Source organism: Falsiroseomonas stagni DSM 19981 (genome assembly GCF_900114315.1).
Classification (GTDB): domain Bacteria; phylum Pseudomonadota; class Alphaproteobacteria; order Acetobacterales; family Acetobacteraceae; genus Falsiroseomonas; species Falsiroseomonas stagni.
On the sequence record NZ_FOSQ01000005.1, the window covers coordinates 1 to 16,887 of the forward strand.

At 73.2% G+C, this 16,887-nt stretch carries 11 protein-coding genes; 1 reads left to right on the top strand and 10 read right to left on the bottom strand.

The genetic code is table 11. The features are described 5' to 3' along the window. Positions 1 to 320: transposase (locus BM041_RS14190; RefSeq protein ID WP_175533927.1), on the top strand; the 320-nt coding region annotated here is incomplete at its 5' end. A 19-nt stretch (positions 321 to 339) separates the two neighbouring features. Here BM041_RS14190 and BM041_RS14195 read toward each other — a convergent pair. The 10 genes from BM041_RS14195 to BM041_RS14245 all read right to left on the bottom strand — a co-directional run bounded on the left by BM041_RS14195 (position 340) and on the right by BM041_RS14245 (position 16,790). Further along, the gene (locus BM041_RS14195; RefSeq protein ID WP_175533928.1) at positions 340 to 1,845 is read right to left on the bottom strand and encodes a formylglycine-generating enzyme family protein; all 1,506 of its coding nucleotides are present in this window, start codon (positions 1,843 to 1,845) and stop codon (positions 340 to 342) included. A gap of 271 nt (positions 1,846 to 2,116) precedes the next feature. Then, entirely contained in the window at positions 2,117 to 3,283 is a 1,167-nt protein-coding gene (locus BM041_RS14200; protein WP_092960550.1) for an FtsX-like permease family protein, read from the bottom strand. After that, entirely contained in the window at positions 3,283 to 3,990 is a 708-nt protein-coding gene (locus BM041_RS14205; protein WP_092960551.1) for an ABC transporter ATP-binding protein, read from the bottom strand. Before BM041_RS14205 ends, BM041_RS14200 begins: the two co-directional genes overlap by 1 nt. After that, positions 3,987 to 5,888 carry a vWA domain-containing protein gene (locus BM041_RS14210; RefSeq protein ID WP_092960552.1) on the bottom strand — a complete coding sequence of 634 codons (1,902 nt, stop codon included), beginning with the start codon at positions 5,886 to 5,888 and terminating at the stop codon, positions 3,987 to 3,989. The genes BM041_RS14205 and BM041_RS14210 overlap by 4 nt, the downstream gene beginning before the upstream one ends. After that, on the bottom strand, positions 5,885 to 6,928 hold the full coding sequence (locus BM041_RS14215; RefSeq protein WP_092960553.1) for an SEL1-like repeat protein: 1,044 nt from the start codon (positions 6,926 to 6,928) through the stop codon (positions 5,885 to 5,887). The genes BM041_RS14210 and BM041_RS14215 overlap by 4 nt, the downstream gene beginning before the upstream one ends. Beyond that, positions 6,928 to 9,543, bottom strand: coding sequence for a virulence factor SrfC family protein (locus BM041_RS14220; RefSeq protein WP_175533929.1), 2,616 nt, complete (start codon positions 9,541 to 9,543; stop codon positions 6,928 to 6,930). Before BM041_RS14220 ends, BM041_RS14215 begins: the two co-directional genes overlap by 1 nt. Further along, positions 9,540 to 12,494 carry a virulence factor SrfB gene (locus BM041_RS14225; protein WP_092960555.1) on the bottom strand — a complete coding sequence of 985 codons (2,955 nt, stop codon included), beginning with the start codon at positions 12,492 to 12,494 and terminating at the stop codon, positions 9,540 to 9,542. Before BM041_RS14225 ends, BM041_RS14220 begins: the two co-directional genes overlap by 4 nt. 85 nt (positions 12,495 to 12,579) lie before the next feature. After that, complete coding sequence (locus BM041_RS14230; protein WP_139226062.1) at positions 12,580 to 13,752, bottom strand: hypothetical protein; 1,173 nt, start codon at positions 13,750 to 13,752, stop codon at positions 12,580 to 12,582. 5 nt (positions 13,753 to 13,757) lie between these two features. After that, positions 13,758 to 15,050 carry a YfaP family protein gene (locus BM041_RS31840; RefSeq protein ID WP_139226063.1) on the bottom strand — a complete coding sequence of 431 codons (1,293 nt, stop codon included), beginning with the start codon at positions 15,048 to 15,050 and terminating at the stop codon, positions 13,758 to 13,760. Positions 15,051 to 15,053: 3 nt separating this feature from the next. After that, entirely contained in the window at positions 15,054 to 16,790 is a 1,737-nt protein-coding gene (locus BM041_RS14245) for a S1 family peptidase (protein WP_092960558.1), read from the bottom strand. Positions 16,791 to 16,887 lie beyond the last annotated feature (97 nt).

Genomic DNA, 16,887 nt, shown 5'->3' on the forward strand with positions numbered 1-16,887 from the left:
ACCTCGAAGAAATCAGCCGTCATGTCGCTCCAGGCGCCCATGCCGTCATCACTCTCGATGGCGCGGGCTGGCACCAGACCGGCGGCAAGCTCCAGGTCCCGGAGAACATCAGCCTGCTACCATTGCCGCCCTACTCGCCCGAGTTGAACCCGGTCGAGAACGTCTGGCAGTTCCTGCGCCAGAACCAGCTCAGCAACCGGGTCTACGAAACCTACGACGCTATCGTCGATGCGTGCTGCGATGCCTGGAACGCCCTCATCAACGATCCAAGCCGCATCACCTCCATCGCCACCCGCGACTACGCACAGGTCAACCGTTGAGGGCGTTGGTATCAAGGCATCATCTCGGCGTGGGCGCGGCGGTGGTGCGGAGGATATCGGCCCGCAGCACCGCCACGGGCGGCACGCTGCCGCGGCGCGCGGCCTCCGCATGGCCGGCCACGAGCATGACGTAGGGCAGCAGCGCTGGCACGTTCTGGGCGCGCAGCTCCTGCTGCACCACCTCCACCTCCGCCGGCACGGCGATATCGGTCGCCTGCGACAGTTGCGCGATGATGGCGGCATAGGCGCGGACGCCGCCCTCCACCTCCGCCTGCACCGCCGCCAGCATGGGCCGCCAGGCCTGGGCCTGCTGGGGCGTGGCGCCGAAGGCGCCGGGGTTCTCCACCATGCCCTGCAACCCGGTGGCCCGCTGCTGGGCGATGAAGACGTTGCGGGACAGCACCGCCGCCGCCTGGACCTGCGCCCGCGCCGCGACCCTCGCCCGGTCCGTCCTCTCCCGCGTCTCCCGCGCATAGGCGGCGCCGAGCCGGTCCAGCGCCGTCTGCATGGCGGGGTCCGACTGTTCCCGCCGCAGCGCCGCGATCAGCGCGGCGGGGTCGTCCTGGGTGGTGGCGCGGGCCCTTGTCTCGGCCTCGAACGCCGATCGCAGCGCCGCCGTATCCGCCAGGCTGCCCTGCGCCGGCGCCGCCAGCACGAAGCGGAAGCCGACCGTGGTGATGCGGGTGGGCTCCCCGCTCGTCGCATCATAGGGCGCGTATTCGATGCGGAGGCTCGACCGCAGCTGAGCCTCCCCGGTGTTGCGGTAATCGCCGCCGCGCGCCACCAGCCCGCCCGCCAGCCCGTGCTGCCGCCCGACGCGGTTCAGCCGGAAGGGCTCCAGCGCCCATTCCGCCGCATTGCCCAGCATGTCGTGCAGCCCGAGCGGATTGGGCCGCTTCAGCCCGATCGGCGAAAGCCGCCCCGCCGCGCTGCGAGGCCCCTGGAACCAGGCATAGGCCTCCGGCCCCTCCGGCATCGGGAAGGTGCGGGCCTGGAACTCGGCCTCCGCCACCGCGGCGCCGCCGCGCGCCGCATATTCCCACTCCGCCTCCGTCGGCAGGCGCACGAAGGCCGGCGCGCCACCCCGGCGCGGCAGGCGCGGGCCGCCATTGCGGGCGAGGAACCCCGAATAGCGCTGCGCCGTCTCCATCGCCTCGAACCAGCTCACCTCCACCGCCGGCAGGCGCGCCGCCGGGGTGTTCGCGGCCGGACAGGCGGGGTTCCGCAACGCCTCCATCTGCGTGCGCGTCACCTCATACTTCGACATCCAGAAATGCCGCGGCTCCGCCCCCCCGCCGAAGGGACCCACCAGATAGGTGCGGCGCAGATACTCGATGTAGCCCGTCTCGGTCTCCGCACTGCCCAGCAACAGGGCACGGTCATCCAACCCCCCATCGCCCGCCGGCGTATCCACCCGCCGGAACGCCATCGCCCCCCCGCACGGCAAGGGCAGCACCAGATCATCCGCCAAGGCCCGCGGATTGAACGCCGCCACCGGCCAGGTCGGCGTGGGCTGGGCCAGCACGGGGGCGGCGGAGAGGAGGAGGGCGGCGAGGGTGGCTAGGGCAGGGGGACGCCGTCCCCCTGCACCCCCTGCAAAGGGGCAGCGGCCCCTTTGATCCCCCTTCAATCGGATGGTGGGGGGAGGGGCACGGAACGCGCTTGCGGCAAGCGGTTCCGCCGGGCCCCTCCCCCCACCATCCGATGCAATGCCTGGGGTCCAGGGGCCCGCTGGCCCCTGGCAAAGGGGGTTCGGGGGAAACGGCGTTTCCCCCGACCTGCCACCCACGCCGCCCTCACTCATCCCGCAGCCCCTCCGCCGGGTCCGCCCCGGCTGCGCGCTGGGCCGCGGCGGCCGCCGCCAGGATCGCGGCGGTGGTGGCGAGCAGGCAGGCGAGGGTGAATTCGTCGAGGCCGATGCGTGCGAGGTCCCGGCCTTCGGCGGCGCCGAGGAGGGCGAGGCGGTTGACCGCCTGGGCGGCGGCGATGGCGATGGCGGTGCCGAGGATGCTGCCGCCGATGGCGTAGGCGATGCCTTGCCAGATGGGGATGAGCACCAGGGTCAGGCGTCGCAGTCCCATGAGGCGGAGCAGGGACAGGGTGCGCCGCTTGCGGCTGACGCTGGCCCAGAGGGCGCTGCCGAGGCCGAGGATGAAGCCTGTCGCGCCCACGGTGGCGATGACGGCGAAGCCGGCGGTCAGGTTGCGGTCCAGCGCCAGCAGCGCGGCGACGTCATCGGCGCGGGACCGGGTCTCGATCCCCTGGGCTTGGAGGAGGGCGACGAGGGTCGGCACGTCCTCCAGCCGTTTCGCGTGCAGCCGGAAGCCTTCCGCCCGGCGGGCTGTGCCATCCGCGGTCCGGTCATCGAGGAAATCCTGCACGCGGCGGCCGAGCGCGGGGGGCGCGAAGATCGCGTCCCGGTCGAAGGCGCCGGCGGGGGCGATGGCTGTAGTGGTGAGGTCGAGGTTCAGCACCTCCCGCCCGTCGCCGACGCGGCGGATGATGCGCAGGCGGATGGCGTCGCCCGCGCTGATGGAAAGGCGCTGCGCGGCGGAGGCGGTGAGGATCACCTGCGTGTCGCCGGGCGGGGCGATGCCGGGCAGCAGCGGGTCTCCGGGCGCGGTCGGCAGGATTTCGACGGTGGCGACGCGGCCGGGGCGCGCGGTGGCTTCCAGGCTGCCGGTGGCGGAGAGCAGGCGCGTGCGCGGCACCAGGAAGCCGGTTTCCGGCCGAGCGGCCAGCGCCGCGAACCAGGCGGCATCCAGCGCCAGGTTCTGGATGTTCGCGATCTCCCGCGTGCGGGGGCTGGCGGCCAGGTCCTCCTTCAGCCCCGCGACGACGCCGGCGCGCAGCCCGGCCAGCAGGATCAGCGGCGCGATGACGGCGGCGAGGGCGAGGACGGAGCAGAGGGTGAAGGCCGGTTCGCGCCGGAGGTCGGCGAAGGCCAGGCGGAGGGAGCGCATCAGGCCTCCGCCAGGGCGGGGAGGCGGGCGGAGGCCGCGCCGGGTTGCAGGGGGATTTCGACGAAGCCGGCGGCGCGCGCGGCCGGGGCGTCATGCGTGGCGAGCAGCACGGCGGCGCCGGCTTGCCGGGCCTGTTCGGCCAGCAGCGCCAGGATGGTCGCGGCCATGTCGGGATGGACGCTGGCGGTCGGTTCGTCGGCCAGCACCAGCGCGGGCCGATGCGCCAGCGCGCGCAGGATGGCGGCGCGCTGCCGCTGGCCGACGGACAACGTGGCCGGCATGCGCGCGAGCAGTGCCCCGATGCCGAGGCGCTCCGCCAGCGCCGCGAGATGACCGGGGTCGCGCCGGCCCGCGAGGTCCTGCGCCAGCGCCGCATTGGCGCCGACGGTCAGGAAGGGCACCAGCCCGCCGGTCTGCAGCACATAGCCGAAATGCCGCGCGCGCAGCCCCGCCAGCGCATCCTTCGCGCCGCGGGACCAGAGGGCGGCGGCATCGGTGCCGCAGACCTCCAGCCGCATGGCCTCATCAGGCCGCCTGGCCAGCGCGGCGACGTCGAGCAGGGTGGACTTCCCCGTCCCGCTCGCCCCCGTCACCGCCACCAGCGCCCCGGGGTCGAGGCGCAGCGCCTCGATGGTCAGCGAGAAGGCGGCCCCGCCGGCGCGGCGGGTGGCGACCACCCCCTCCAGCCGAAGGGGCGCGTCGGTCACGGCAGTTGGTCGAGCGGCATGGGGAAGACGGCCGCGCCGGCATCCGCCCCGCTGCCGAGTTGCGTCCACAAGGCCGGCGTGCGGGCGTATTCGTCATAGAGCCGGAGCTTGGCTTCCAGCGCGTTGAGCAGTTCCCGCTGGCCGCCGGATTGCAGTTCCAGCCAGCCGCGCTCCGTCAGTTCCATGACCTGGCTGCGATAGGGCAGGCCGTCGAGGTATTCGCCGAAGGCGGCGCCAAGGCGTTCGAGGTTGCCGATCCGTCGCGGATCGCGCGCGGCGGAAAGTGCGGCGTTGCGGATATTGGCGAAGACCGTCTGCGGCTGGAGCCGCCCGGCATTGGCACCATCGATCACCAGCCGCAGCGCGCTGCGAAGGTCGGAGAGCTGGTCGCGCGTCAGCAGGATCCGGACATCGAGGTTGGCGCGGTTGCTGTCCGCCAGGTCCCGGTCGGTCGTGAAACTGCGCACGATGTCGGGCGCCGCCGCGTCCTGCACCCGGCCGAGATAGGCGAGCCGCATGGCCTGCCCCACCACATCCACCTGCTGCTCCACCTGCGGCGCCGCGGCGGCGGGCCCGCCGCGGAGCTGCGCGATGGGGGTGTTGGTGACGGCGGCGACCTGGCGGAGCAGGGCTTCGGTGATCGCCTCCACCGTCTGGCCGAAGGCCGCGACCTCCCCGTTCGGGATCGGGTAGTAGAAGGGCTCCGCCGCGCCATCGAAGCGGGTCAGTTCGCGATACTGCGCGCGGGCGCGGGCGTGGTTGTTGCGGCCTTCCGGCGTCAGCACATGCAGCGCGAAGGTGGCGATGGCGCGCTGCTTGAGCAGTTCTCGCATCTCCGGGATGCCGAGGCGGGTGGAGGAGCGCGGGTCGGTCGCATCCCGCGTGCCCGCATCCGTCACCAGGATGATGAAGCGCCCGCCGAGGCTGTTCCAGTCGGCGGCGTCGAGCGCGGCGCGCAGCCCGGCGACGGCATCCTCGTCGAAGCCCTCATTGCTTTCGGTGGCGGCGGCGGCTTCGGCGATGCGCGGCAGGATGGCATCCGCGGGGGCGGAGAAATCGGCGCGGGCATGGGTGCGCGTGACATATTCCAGCGCCTGGTTGCCGCCGAGGTCATCGCGATAGGCGACGAGCCCGAAGCGGAATCGGTCCCGCAGCGCCGTGGTGCCGATGCGCGCCATGACATTGCGGATCGCTTCCCGCGTCCGGTCGAGATAGGGCTGCATGGACAGCGTGGTATCCACCACGAAGACCAGCGCGCCCCTGAAATCCGCCAGCGGATCGCGCGGCGGCGGCGCGTTGCGGCGCTCGGCCGGGGCGGAGGCGACTTCAAGCAGGCGCATGCGGTCGCCGCGTTCGTTCTCGACTTCCTCGGCGCTGAGCACAGGCAACAGATAGAAATTGCGGCTGATGTCGACATAGGTCTCGGGTTCGAGGGCGATGACGCGGCCATCAGTCGCCCGCCGCGCCTCCGCCCCCGCCGCCGCCATGTCCCGCGACAGGATGACGCGGCGCAGCGCCGGGCCTTCGGCGAAGAACATGGTGCGTTCGCGGCCGGCGGGGTTGGTGAAGGCCAGCACCATGGTCTGGCCCCAGGGAAGGGCGCGTTCCTCCCGCATCCAGCCCTCGGTCGTGCCGGTGGCGTCGCGGCCGACCTCGATCCAGGCCTCCGCGCCGCTGCCCTGGCGGGCATAGACGTGGAACAGGGTGAAGCCCGGCACGGGGGTGCCGGTGGCGGCGCCGGGTGTCGCGTGCAGCGTGGCGCCGGGGCGCGTCAGCACCTTCTGCGTCAGCGTCTGCTTGCCTTCCATCAGCAGGGCGCGCCGCGCGCCGGCTGGTGCTTGCGCCAGCGCGGGGAAGGCGATGAAGGCGGCGAGGATCAGGGCGAGGAAGCGCATCATGGCCAGAAATCCCGAAGCGCGAGTTGTGCCAGCGTATCGCCATTCCGCGCCGCCGCTTCCAGCCGCTGGCGCAGCACGGCGCGCGGCGCCGCGGCCCCGGCATCGCCGGCCTGCTCCGCGCGGCGCCACAGCTCCGCCGCCTTGGTCGGATTGGCGGCGGAGAGCGCGCCGCCCGGCGTGAAGGTCGCGGGATCGTAGAGCCGGGCGAGGGCGGAGAGGGCCGGCGCGTGCCCGGCCTCCGCCGCGAGTTCGATCAGCAGCAGCGCGTCCTGCGGCCGGTTGGCCTGGCGCGCCCGGCCGATTTCCAGCACGCGGGCGGGCGGCAGGTTCATCGCCGCGATCTCCGCCGGTGTGGCGTTCGCCGTGGGGTCGGCCGGTGGTGCGGCTGGGGGCGCCGGGGTCGGCGGCGCCGCCGCGACCACCGGGGCGTCCGGCGCCGGCCAGAACCACCAGGCGGCGGCCCCGCCGCCCGCCAGCAGGATCAGCGCCAGCAGGATCAGCGGGAGGCGGGAGGGCTGCGCCGGCGCTTCCGGCGGGCGGATCGGCGGTGGGTCGAGGGGGCGCGGCGGTGGCGGCGGTTCCACCCGCGGCGCGGCGCGCAGCACCACCGTGGCATCGCTCTCCACCGGCTTCGGCGGGGCGGCCGCGGCGCGGCCCGGCATGCGGCGCGGCTGCGCCTGGCCGGGCCGGTTGGCGCCGAAGCCGCCGCGCTTGCCGCTCTGCGCCGGCGCGATTTCCGGCCACACCACCACCTGGTCGATGCCGAGCGCGGGAATGCCGAGGCGCACCGGGCCCGGCTCCAGATGCTCCGCCGCCTCCGGTCCCAGCACGAGCACGAGGTCATCACCCTCCGCGCCGCTTTCGAGAGGCGGGAGCCGACCCGCCGCGACCTGCCACCCATCGGGGCCGAGGCTGTCCGCGCCGAAACCCTCTCGCGTGAAGGTCACGAAGGGCGCCTCGCGCCCCGCCATGCCGGGCAGCACCAGGCGCGCGCAGCCTTCGCCGGGGCGGTGGGGGTCTTCCTCGATCCGCGGGCGCATCACGCCGCCTTCGCGCCATGCAAGGCGGTGTCGAGGTCCGACAGGATGCGTCCGAGCGCCGCGTTGCGCGCGACATCCACCGCATCCTCCCCGTCGCCCTGCACGTTCAAATCCGTGGAGCGGAGGAAGGCCTGCACCCAGTCGAGGCTCTGCTGCCGGTCATAATCCGCGGCGACGACGCCCAGCGGCGGCAGCCCATCCAGCTTGGGCCGCGGCGCGAAGACCGGGCGGCGTTCGCTGCCGACCACGGGGCGATCCGCGATCGGCTTCGCGTCGAAGCCCAGCGCGGCTACGAAGCCGCCGATGCGCAGCGCTGCGCAGAGCCCGCAGATGGCCGCGGCGGCGGAGGCATGGCGGCGGAAGCCGAGGATGCCGCGGAGTTCGGCGGCGAGCGCGAATTGCAGCTTCTCCCGCCGCGCGGATCGCAGCAGTTCCGCCACCAGCGTGCCCGCCACTTCCGGCGTCATGCCATAGAGCGCGTGGGTCGCCGGTGCATCGGCGAAGGCGTGCAGCCGGTCCGCCCACAATTTGAGCGCGACGGAGGCGAGGTGGTCGGCCTCATCCTCCGGCCCCGCGCTTTCCACTTCGGGCGGCGGCTCATCGCCGAAATCGAGTTCCGCCAGAAGCCCGGCCGCGCCGGTGCGGGCGCCGACGGGGATGGCGCCGGCCTCGGTCGCCGCGAAGCGGGTGCGGGACAGCACGGCGGAAATCTCATCCGCCTCCGGCGCCAGCGCGCGCAGCAGGTGGCCGAAGCGCTGCCGCTCCACCGCCTTCGCCAGCGCGATGGCAACCGCGCGGGATGCCGCGCGGCGCTTGGCGAGTTCCTGCGCCAGGTCGGCGGAATGCCAATGCGGCAGCAGCCTTGCGCGCAGGCGTTCACCAAGGTCCGCCAGCCGCGCCGCCACCTGCCGGCGCTTCAGCGCGGGGTCGCAGACCGGCCGCAGCCGCGCGGCCAGGTGGCCGATGCCGCCGTCATTGAGCCGCATCGCCTCGTCCCAGCTCAGCGCCGGATCGGCGAAATGCTTGCGCGCATCGTCATTGCCCAGGAAGTCGGCGCGGAGCTGCGCGACGCGCGCGGCTTCCTGCGGGCGGATGCCGGTCTCCTTCCCCTGCTCGTCGTAATCGAGGATCGCCTTGTTCGCGACATTGGGGTTGCGCAGCCAGAAGAGGTTGTCGAAGGGCCGGCCCGGATGCCATTCGCGCGGCCAGGTGCTTTCCTTGCCGAAGAAGTCGATCAGCGATGCCGCGAGCCGCGCCGTCCAGCGCCCGCCGCCTTCCGCCTGGCCCTTCTTGCTCTCGAACTCCATGTCGAATTTCGTCAGCACGAAGAACAGCGCGGTCGGCTGCGTCGCGCGCTTCGCCGGCGTGTCGCCATGCGTGCCGTTGATCCATTCCTCCACCATGCGCGGCAGGGTCCGCACTTCCTGGTTGGAGGGACCGATGCAGAGCAGCATCCCGGTCAGCTCCGTCTCCGCGCAATAACGCTCGAACAGATAGGCGACCTTGCCGCGCAGCAGCACGGCGGGGAGTTTCGCGGGGTCGGCGAGGTGCCGGGCGGGGTCGCGGATCTGTTCGCGGGACCGGGCGCCGGGGAAGTCCAGCAGGTCGGTAACGTCGAAGAAATCCCAGGGCTTGTCGCGCAGCTGCACCGTCACTTCCGCGACGAGGGCGGCCAGCACCGCGCGCGGCAGATCGGCGCGCAAGCCGCTGCGCGTGGTCACCGCAACCGTCGTGTCGTCCGGCTGGCCGAAGCGGTTCAGGGTCAGCACATCGATGATGCTGGACTCCCGCGGCACCAGCGCCGTGAGGGGACAGAAGGCATCATCGGGATGGCCGAGCTGCGCGAGCGCCCCTGCCAGCCGCAGATAGGCATCGTCCAGCCGCGCCACGCGCCCCCAGACCAGGCCGAACAGTGCAGCCCGCGCTGCATGGTCCAGCTTCGGCGCGATCTCGCTCGCCGCCTGCCAGAACCGCGCGGCCTTCAGCGCCTGCACCAGCGCATGGCCGCCGAAGCGGCTTTCGAAATACTCGCGAAGATCGACATAGACGGCGTCCTCGCTGAGCCTGTCGAACGCGCCCGGCAGCATCCGCCCGCGCGCCTGGTCCAGCGCGGCCTCGATCGCGCCGGGGGAGGGTGCTTCCACATCCGCCGGATCGAAGTCGGAGAGGAAGGCGTTGCCGATGATCTTCACCACATCGGTCTGCGACAGCAGCCGCAGCGCCACGGGCATCCCCGGCGGCGTGGCGATGCGCTTCATGGTGAAGCGCGTCACCAGCCCCGTCGCCTCCCGCCCGCCTTCCGGGTTGATGTCGCGAACGAAATCGACCGCGCGATCCTCGAACATCGCCATGAGAGGCGCGTCGGGCGACTGCGCCAGCGCGGAGATCAGATAGGATTTCCCCGCCTGGGAGGGGCCGAAGACGCCGACGCACATGGGCCGCGAAGCCGCCGCCGCCAGCCTGCCCGCGCGCAGCCCCACGCCGCGCAATTCCCGCGCCAGCGCCGCCGCATCCAGCCCGGGGCGTGCCGCGCCCGCGAACCAGTCGAGTGCGCGGCCCGCGACCTCTCCGACCTTCTTCGCCTCGGTGGCGAGCTTCTCGTCCAACTGCGTCACGGTACCCCCAGCGCGCCCGTGTCGCGCCAATAGCCGCCCTCGTCGCGCATGGTCTGCAACCGCATCCTGACGGTCGTCGGATGGCGTTCCTGCCCCTCCGCGTCGCGGATGCTGGCGGGCTTGAATTGTTCGCGGCTCGCCTCCGCCTCCGGCGATCCCGGATCGGCGATGCCGCGCGCCAGCCGCACCGTCAGCGGCAAGGCGAGGTTGCGCACATCATCCGCATTGCCGAATTCCAGCGCATACAAGGGCGTCGCGGGCCATCTCTCCAGCGGCAGTTGGCGAAAACCGAGCATGGAGGGTGCCTCGAAGGGGATCTCCACCTCCACCGCCACGGCGGTATCGGCATCGAGGTCGATGTCCCGCATGTATTCGTTGCGTTGCAACAGCTGGCCCGATGTCTCCAGCCGCCCGATGTAGCGCGCGGTGGATTTCATGCCGAGCCGCGAGGCGCGCAACAGGAAACCGGGCAGCGAACCCTCCGCCAGCGCCGCCACCATCGCGCCGACGGCGGCGGTGGTCTTCGGGTCCTCGATCCGCGCATGGGCATCGCGAAAGGGATACCAGCCGCCGGCGGGGTAGCCCTGCATGTGGACGATGCGATGCGCCGCCACGGGCAGCTTCGCCAGCACGATGTCCATCACCGCCCGCAGGCGCGAAGGCCGGCCGGACAGCAGCAGCACGTCGCAATCATAGGCGTGCGTGGCCTCGCAGAGATCGGCCAGGATGGGGCCAAGCGTGCCGCGCACCAGGCCATCCATCACCGCCGCTTCGGGCGCGATGTCCACGCTGCCCAGCCGGAAGTCGTTGGCGCCCGCATCCAGCGCCAGCCGTTCGAAGAAGGCGATGGCGCGGTCATGCCGCGGCCGGCCCGGCCCTTCCGCGATGCCAAGCCGCGCGACCACGCCCACCGCGCCGGGCTCCATCACCTCATAGCCCGAGAGCAGCGCCAGCGCGCAGGGTTCCAGCACGCGGGCCACGAATTGGCGCGTGAGCTGCCGCTCGGCCTCCGACTGCCCACCCCGGGCGCCGCCCAGCACGCGGCGCAGGAAGGCCTTGGGGTCGCGCAGCCCGGCTGCCCCCAGCGCGGCTTCCAGCGGCGGCAGGACCACACGCTCGATCACGGCCTGGAGCAGGTCGTCGCCCGCGATCTTGAAGCCTTCGCGGAAATTCTGCGTGGGGCGGATCTCCTGGTCCTGCGCCAGGGCGTAGGTCGTGACGGCGAGGTCGGTGGTGCCGCCGCCGATATCGATGCTGGCGATGCGCAGAGAGGGCTGCGCGCCATCCCGCACGCGGCCCATCAGCGCGAACAACTGCCGCGGATCGGCCTGCAACCGGTGCACGGATTCCGCATACAGCCACACCAGCTGAGTCGCCGTCGCTTCATCGAGGTTGGCGGAGACGCGGGGCGGCAGCGGTGCCGCGATGGCGCGCTCCGCGCTGCCCGCCGTCCAGCCCATCCAGGCCCAGACGAGTTCAACGGCGGCTTCCGCGCGCCGCCGCACGATGCGCTGCTCGGCGACAGGCATCGCGGTCGGCAGGGTCAGCGTCACGCGCCGCAGCCTGCGCGGCACATCGGCGTTGCGCCGCGCGGCGCGCGTGGCTGGCGCGTTGATCTGGCTGATGGCCTGCAACAGGATCTCCGCCAGCATCAGCGTGTAGAGCGAGGAGCGCGAGAAGCGCGCGCGCACCGCGGGGGTGGCGTTGCGGTGCTTCGACAGCAGCTCCCCCGTTTCCGTCAGCTCATTCATGAAGGCGCCGGAGACCGGCTGTTCCCCCGCCGTGCCGAAGGCGGCCGGCGCCGACCCCGCCCCGAAGCGCCAGCCGAGCACGGAGGGCCGTTCATCCCACAGATACCGCTTCGGCGAGGACAGCCCCGTCGCACCCTCATTGCCCACCGACAGCCCCGCCAGCCGCACGGCCTCCGGCCCCACGCGCAGCGGGGATGGCCAGGCGAAGGCGGCCGCGCGGCCGGAGCGGCGGGACAGCGCATCCTGCCCGAAGCTGGCGCGGGAGAATTCGACGCGGCTCTCGAACGGCTTGGCCGAGACGTGTTCCGGCTTCGTCAAATCCCGCAGCGCGAGCGGATAGGAATCATTCAGCGAGAGCGGCCCATCCGGCGCGCTTTCCACCAGGATGCCGCAGGTCCGCGCATTGCCGATATCGAGCAGCAGGTCGACATCCACCATGGCGCCGCGCCGCCCCGACACGCCCGCATCCACCAGCCGCACGCGCGGCGCCGCGCCGGCATGGGTCAGAACTTCCAGCAGCGTGAGATACCGCGCGAAGGGCTCCATCCGGTAGGGCAGTTCCTCCAGCTTCACCGCCTTGCCGCGTCGCTGGGCGGAGACGAGATCGAGAAACATCGTCTCCAGCCACTGGCCGAACCAGCCTTCCGCCAGGAAGCCCGCATTGTCGGCGAGGCGCGCGGCGAGCCCGAATTCCTGTTCCTCCGCGGCGTCCTCGGCGCTCGGCCCGGCATAGGCGCGGCCGTCGCGGCGGGGCACCAGGGTGGTGTCGAAGGCCAGCACGGCGCGGTGGGTGGCGCCGCGCACCGTGCCGGGGGCGAGTTCCACCACGCGCAGCCTGGCCCAGTTGGTCGGGCCCTCGTCGAAGATCGGCAGCCCGTCCGCGCTGCGGGACTGCACGCGCAGGAAGGGCAGCGGCACCCACTGGCCGAGGAAGGGTTCCAGCGCCTGGGTGCGGGTGATGCGGTAGACCTCATCCTCCGCCGGGTGGTTGCGGCCGACGGGGTCGAACAACTCGCCCTCGTCGGATTGCTCCAGCGCGCGCAGCAGCACCTGCTGGTCGCCATTCGCGTCGCGGAGGTGCATCGGCTTCTCGTCCCAGAAGGGGCGGCTGATGCGGGGCAGGGCGTTGATGTCGAAATCCACATCCAGGAACTGGATGCCGGAGGCCGGGATCAGGCTGTGCAGGGCGGCGCGGTTCATGGCGTGGCGCGGCTTCCCGGTTCGGTCGTCAGGCCGCGAGTATCGCCCGCAACCCCTTGGCGCGGCAAGGAAGACGGTTCCATCATCATCGGCGCAGCGTGAAGCGGCTGCCCGGCGCGCCGGGGTTGCGCACGTTCCGGCTTTCGCATTCCGCCCGGTTCTCGTTGCTGCGTTCGCAGCGCGCCAGGCGGTGCAGGATGCGGTAGCGGTCGTCGCAGGGCAGGTCGGCGGTGTCGTCGATCAGCAGGGTCTGTCCCTCGAACCGGCCCGTCACGGGGCCGGTGCAGCGGCGGTTGTTGTCATAGACCATGGTCTGGGTGCCCCGGCCGTTGCGGTCGAAGCACATGCGCCATGAACGGACGGTATCGATCCGGCCGGTATCGACATCCCGCGTGCGGTAGTTGGAATCGAGGTTCCAGCAGCCTTCAAGCAGCGCCACATCGCCCCGGTCCCAGCGTTCCTGCGGCAGGGCGGCGCGGGGCGGCTGGGCGGGCGGCGTCGCGGGCGGCGCCGCGGGCGGTTCCGGCGCCGGGGGGGGCTCCGGCAGCGGGCATTCGGCCATGCGGCGGCCGCGATCCTGCCGCAGCCGGTCGCGTTCCGCCATCAGCCCGCGGCCTTCCTCCCGCGCCTGGTCCAACTCGTTCAGGGCGGCCAGCCCGGCCGCATCCACGCGGCAGGCCGGCAAGGGCGGGTTCAGCAGCGCCACCAGGAAGGGCGCCGCCAGCACCGCCGCCAGCGCCAGCGCGAGCAGGGAACCCGCCGCCAGCGCGATCGCCGTCCGGTCGCCGGGCAGGGCGGCGGCGCCGCGCCCGTCATCGAAGGGCGCCAGCACCGTGATGGCCGGGCCCTGCGGCGCGGCGAAGCCCCAGCCCGCCAGCACCGGCGCGCCATCCACGGCGAAGACCAGTTCCGGTGCCGGCACGCGCCGCGCCAAATCCAGCAGCGCCGCCTTCGCGGCATCGCCCTTCGCCCGCGCCGTTTCCGCCGCGCGGCGAATGTCGGAGAGCAGGACCGTCAGCGTCGCGTCGAAGACCGCGCGCTGCTCCCGGCTCATCCGCGGCATGGGAAGGCTTGCCTCCCCCGGCGCCTGCCAGGCGATGCCGTCTGCGGTCCGCATGGGCGTGGCCAGCAGGGCCGCGTGGTGCGGGCCGAGTTCGGCCAGCAGGGGTTTCAGGGCGGCCAGCGCCTCCGGCGGCGTGATCCCGGCGGGGCCGAGCCAGCGGAGGCGCGAATCGGGCAGTTCGGCGAGGGTCTGCATGGCGCTCACCGGCCCGGGATCGTGAAGCGGTCCACCACCCGCGGCGGGCCGGGGCGCGCCACGCCGGTGATGGTGCGGTCGGGCTGCCCGGCGATGCGGATGGTCACGCGGTAGGGCGTCTCCTGCCGGTCCACATGGTCATACTGGTGGACGCGCACCTGGTAGGTGCCGGGGATGGGGTTGTCGAAGAACACGTTCTCCACCGGCGTCCGGCTGCGCTGGTTGCCGACGTTGCGATCGACGTCGAGCGTCCCGCCGCAGCCCTGCCGCTGCAGGTAGGAGATCACGGTCCCGTCCGGGCAGACGATCGACAGGTCCAGGTCATCGCGCGAATCCCAGCCCAGGATCACCTGCACCCGGCCTTCCTGCGCGCCTTCCCGCCGCGCGCGGTCGGCGTCGTCGTTCGGCGGCGGCTGTGGCGGCCGCGCGGGCGGTTCCGGCGGCGCGGGGGGCGGGGGTGGCGGGACCGGCTCAGGCTCCGGCGCCGGGGGGGGCGGCGGTTCCGGCGCGGGCGGGGGAGTGGGGCGTGGCGGCGGGGGCGGGGGTTCGCACAGCAGGCGGCGGCGGCCGACATCCTCCGCGATGTCGGCCAGGCGGCGGCGCAACTCCGCCTCCTCCTCCCGCGCCCGGTTCAGATCGTCCAGCAGGGCCAGGTCGTCGGGGTTGGCCACGCATTGCATCGGCGGCGGCACGAGCCAGCCGAAGGGATCGCGCCAGGCCAGGAACAGGCCGATGGCCAGCATCAGCGCCAGCAGCGCCGCGGCCAGCGCGGCCCAGAGCCAGTTGGCGGCGCGGGCCAGCGGCGACAGCGCCAGCATCGCCATGGGTGCGGCGGGGGCCGGCAGGGCGCGGACCAGTTCCGCCGGCGCCGCCCGTCCCGCGCGATGATGGCCCCAGGCGACGAGGAAGATCGCCTCCCCCCGCAGCCGGATGAAGTCCCGGTCCGGTACCTCGATCGCCTGGCGCAGCAATTCGCCGAGCAGGCGCAGCCCCTCATCCCGTTCATTCGAAAGGCGGTCGGCCTCGGCGCGGATGGCGGTGGCGAGTTCCTCGAACCGCGCGGCGGCGGCGGGATCTTCATCGATGGCGATGCTCTCGCCATCGCCCTCCGCGTACCAATCCGTGCTGCCGCGGGCGGGGTCGGGGCTGGGTTCGGCGAAGATGGCGGCATGGGCGGAGGAGAGGCGGCGGATCAGGTGGCCCGTCACCTGCGCCCAGGCGCCGGCCACGGGCTGCCCGCCCGCCGCCAGGGCGCGAAGCTCCGCATCCCGTGTCGTGGCCGCGAGGCTGCGTGACATGGCTCAGCGCGCCCGGGTCGGGGCCGGCGTGGCGGGGGCGGCCGGGGTTGCGGGCGTGGCGGGCGTGGGCGCGGCGGGCGTTGCCGGGGCCGGGGCGTGCGGCGCTGCAGGCGCCGGGGCGGGCGGCGTCGCGGGCGCCGCGGCGGGTTCGGGCGTCGGCGCGCAGGCGCTGTCCACCGGTTCCGCCGCCACGCCGGCTTCCCGCAGGAAGGCCAGCAGCGCGTCCGTCTTCTGCGCGTAGCTCACGCGTTCCGCCAGTTCCGCGTTGATGTGGTTGAAGGTGTTCACCCCTGCCACGCGCCCGCAGCGATCCACCAGCGGGCCGCCGGAATTGCCGGGGCTGATATTCGCGGAATGCGGCATGGCCACCAGGCCGGAGGCCAGCGTCTGGATGGCGGAGATGCGGCCATCCGTCACCACCAGCTCCGGCATCTGCGACATGTCTCCCCGCAGCACGGCCTGGAAGCGCGCATCATTCTGCACGATGGCGGCGGGGTAGCCGGCGGCGATCACCTCATCCAGCCGCTGCGCCTGGCGCGTCAGCGTCAGCGGCGTGAGGGAGGGGACGCCCGTCACGGCCAGCAGGGCGAAATCGGGCTCGCCCGGCCGGGCCTGCGGGGTGCGGCGCGTGACGGTCGCGGGGAAGGCGCGGCCGAGGTGGCGGGAGGCGACGACGAGCTGCCCCGTCACATCCGCCACGACATGCGCGTTGGTGACGACGACACCCGGCGCGATGAAGAAGCCCGTGCCGATGGACAACCCGTCCCGCCCCGGCCCCGCCACCAGCACCACGGACTGGTCGAGCAGCTGGAGCAGGTTGTTGGGGCGGGGCGCGAGCGGCGCATCGGGCGTGGCTGGCGGCGTTGGCCGCGCGGGCAGGTCCTGCGGCAGCGGGCCGCGGCCGGGCGGCGTGGTCAGCGGCGTGGCCTGGCAGACATTGCCCTCCGCCGCGCGGCGCGCGCGTTCCACCTCCTCGGCCAGGCCCTCATTCGCGCGGCGCTGCAATTCGATGGTCTGGCGGATGCGGTCGCGGTCCACCAGTTCGGCGGTCTGCGGGCGGTTGGCCACGGCATCCGCCAGCAGCTTCCAGCCCAGCCAGAAGCCGAGGAGAAGGAACAGCAGCGCCACCGCGACGGCCGCCGGCACCAGCCAGAAGCGGCGCGGCCCGATGGGTGCGGCGGTGGCGGCGGGCAGGATGGGCGGCGGAGGCAGGGGCGCACTGCGCATGGGCGCGGCCCGCGGTGCCACGGGCGCGGCGCCGGCCGGCGGGGTGCCGGGCAGGAAGGGGCCGAGCACGGAAGCGATGCGCGCGGCCGAATCCCGCGAATCGCCCGCTGGCACCAGCCCCCAGCCCGCCAGGACCGGGCGCCCATCCACCACCAGTACCGCGCGGGTATCGGGCAGGGACAAGGCGGCGGCGATCAGCGCGGCATCGCCCCCCACCCCCTGCGCCCGCGGCGCGAGTTCCGCCAGCGCGGCGCGAAGCTGCGACTCGGCGCTGGCGCGCTGCGGCTGGCCGAGGCTCGCGATCGGCTGCGCCTCCGCCCCCGGCGCGTACCAGGCGAAGGAGATGATGGCGCCCGCGGCATCGCGCGTCGGCACCGGTTCCGCGAACAGCCCGGCCTGCGCGCCCGCCGCGCGCTGCAAGGCCGCGTATTGCGCCTGGACGGGCTGCCAGCCGACCTCCACGGGCACCACCGACCCCACCGGCGTCTGCAGGAGGAAATGCGGCGCTGCCATGGTGGATCCTTGATCTCGCGCGTCGTGAATGCGAAGCGCGCGGCTTGTCGTTCAACTAAGACGACCATCCGCGCATGGCGCAAGCATGGCGAAGGCG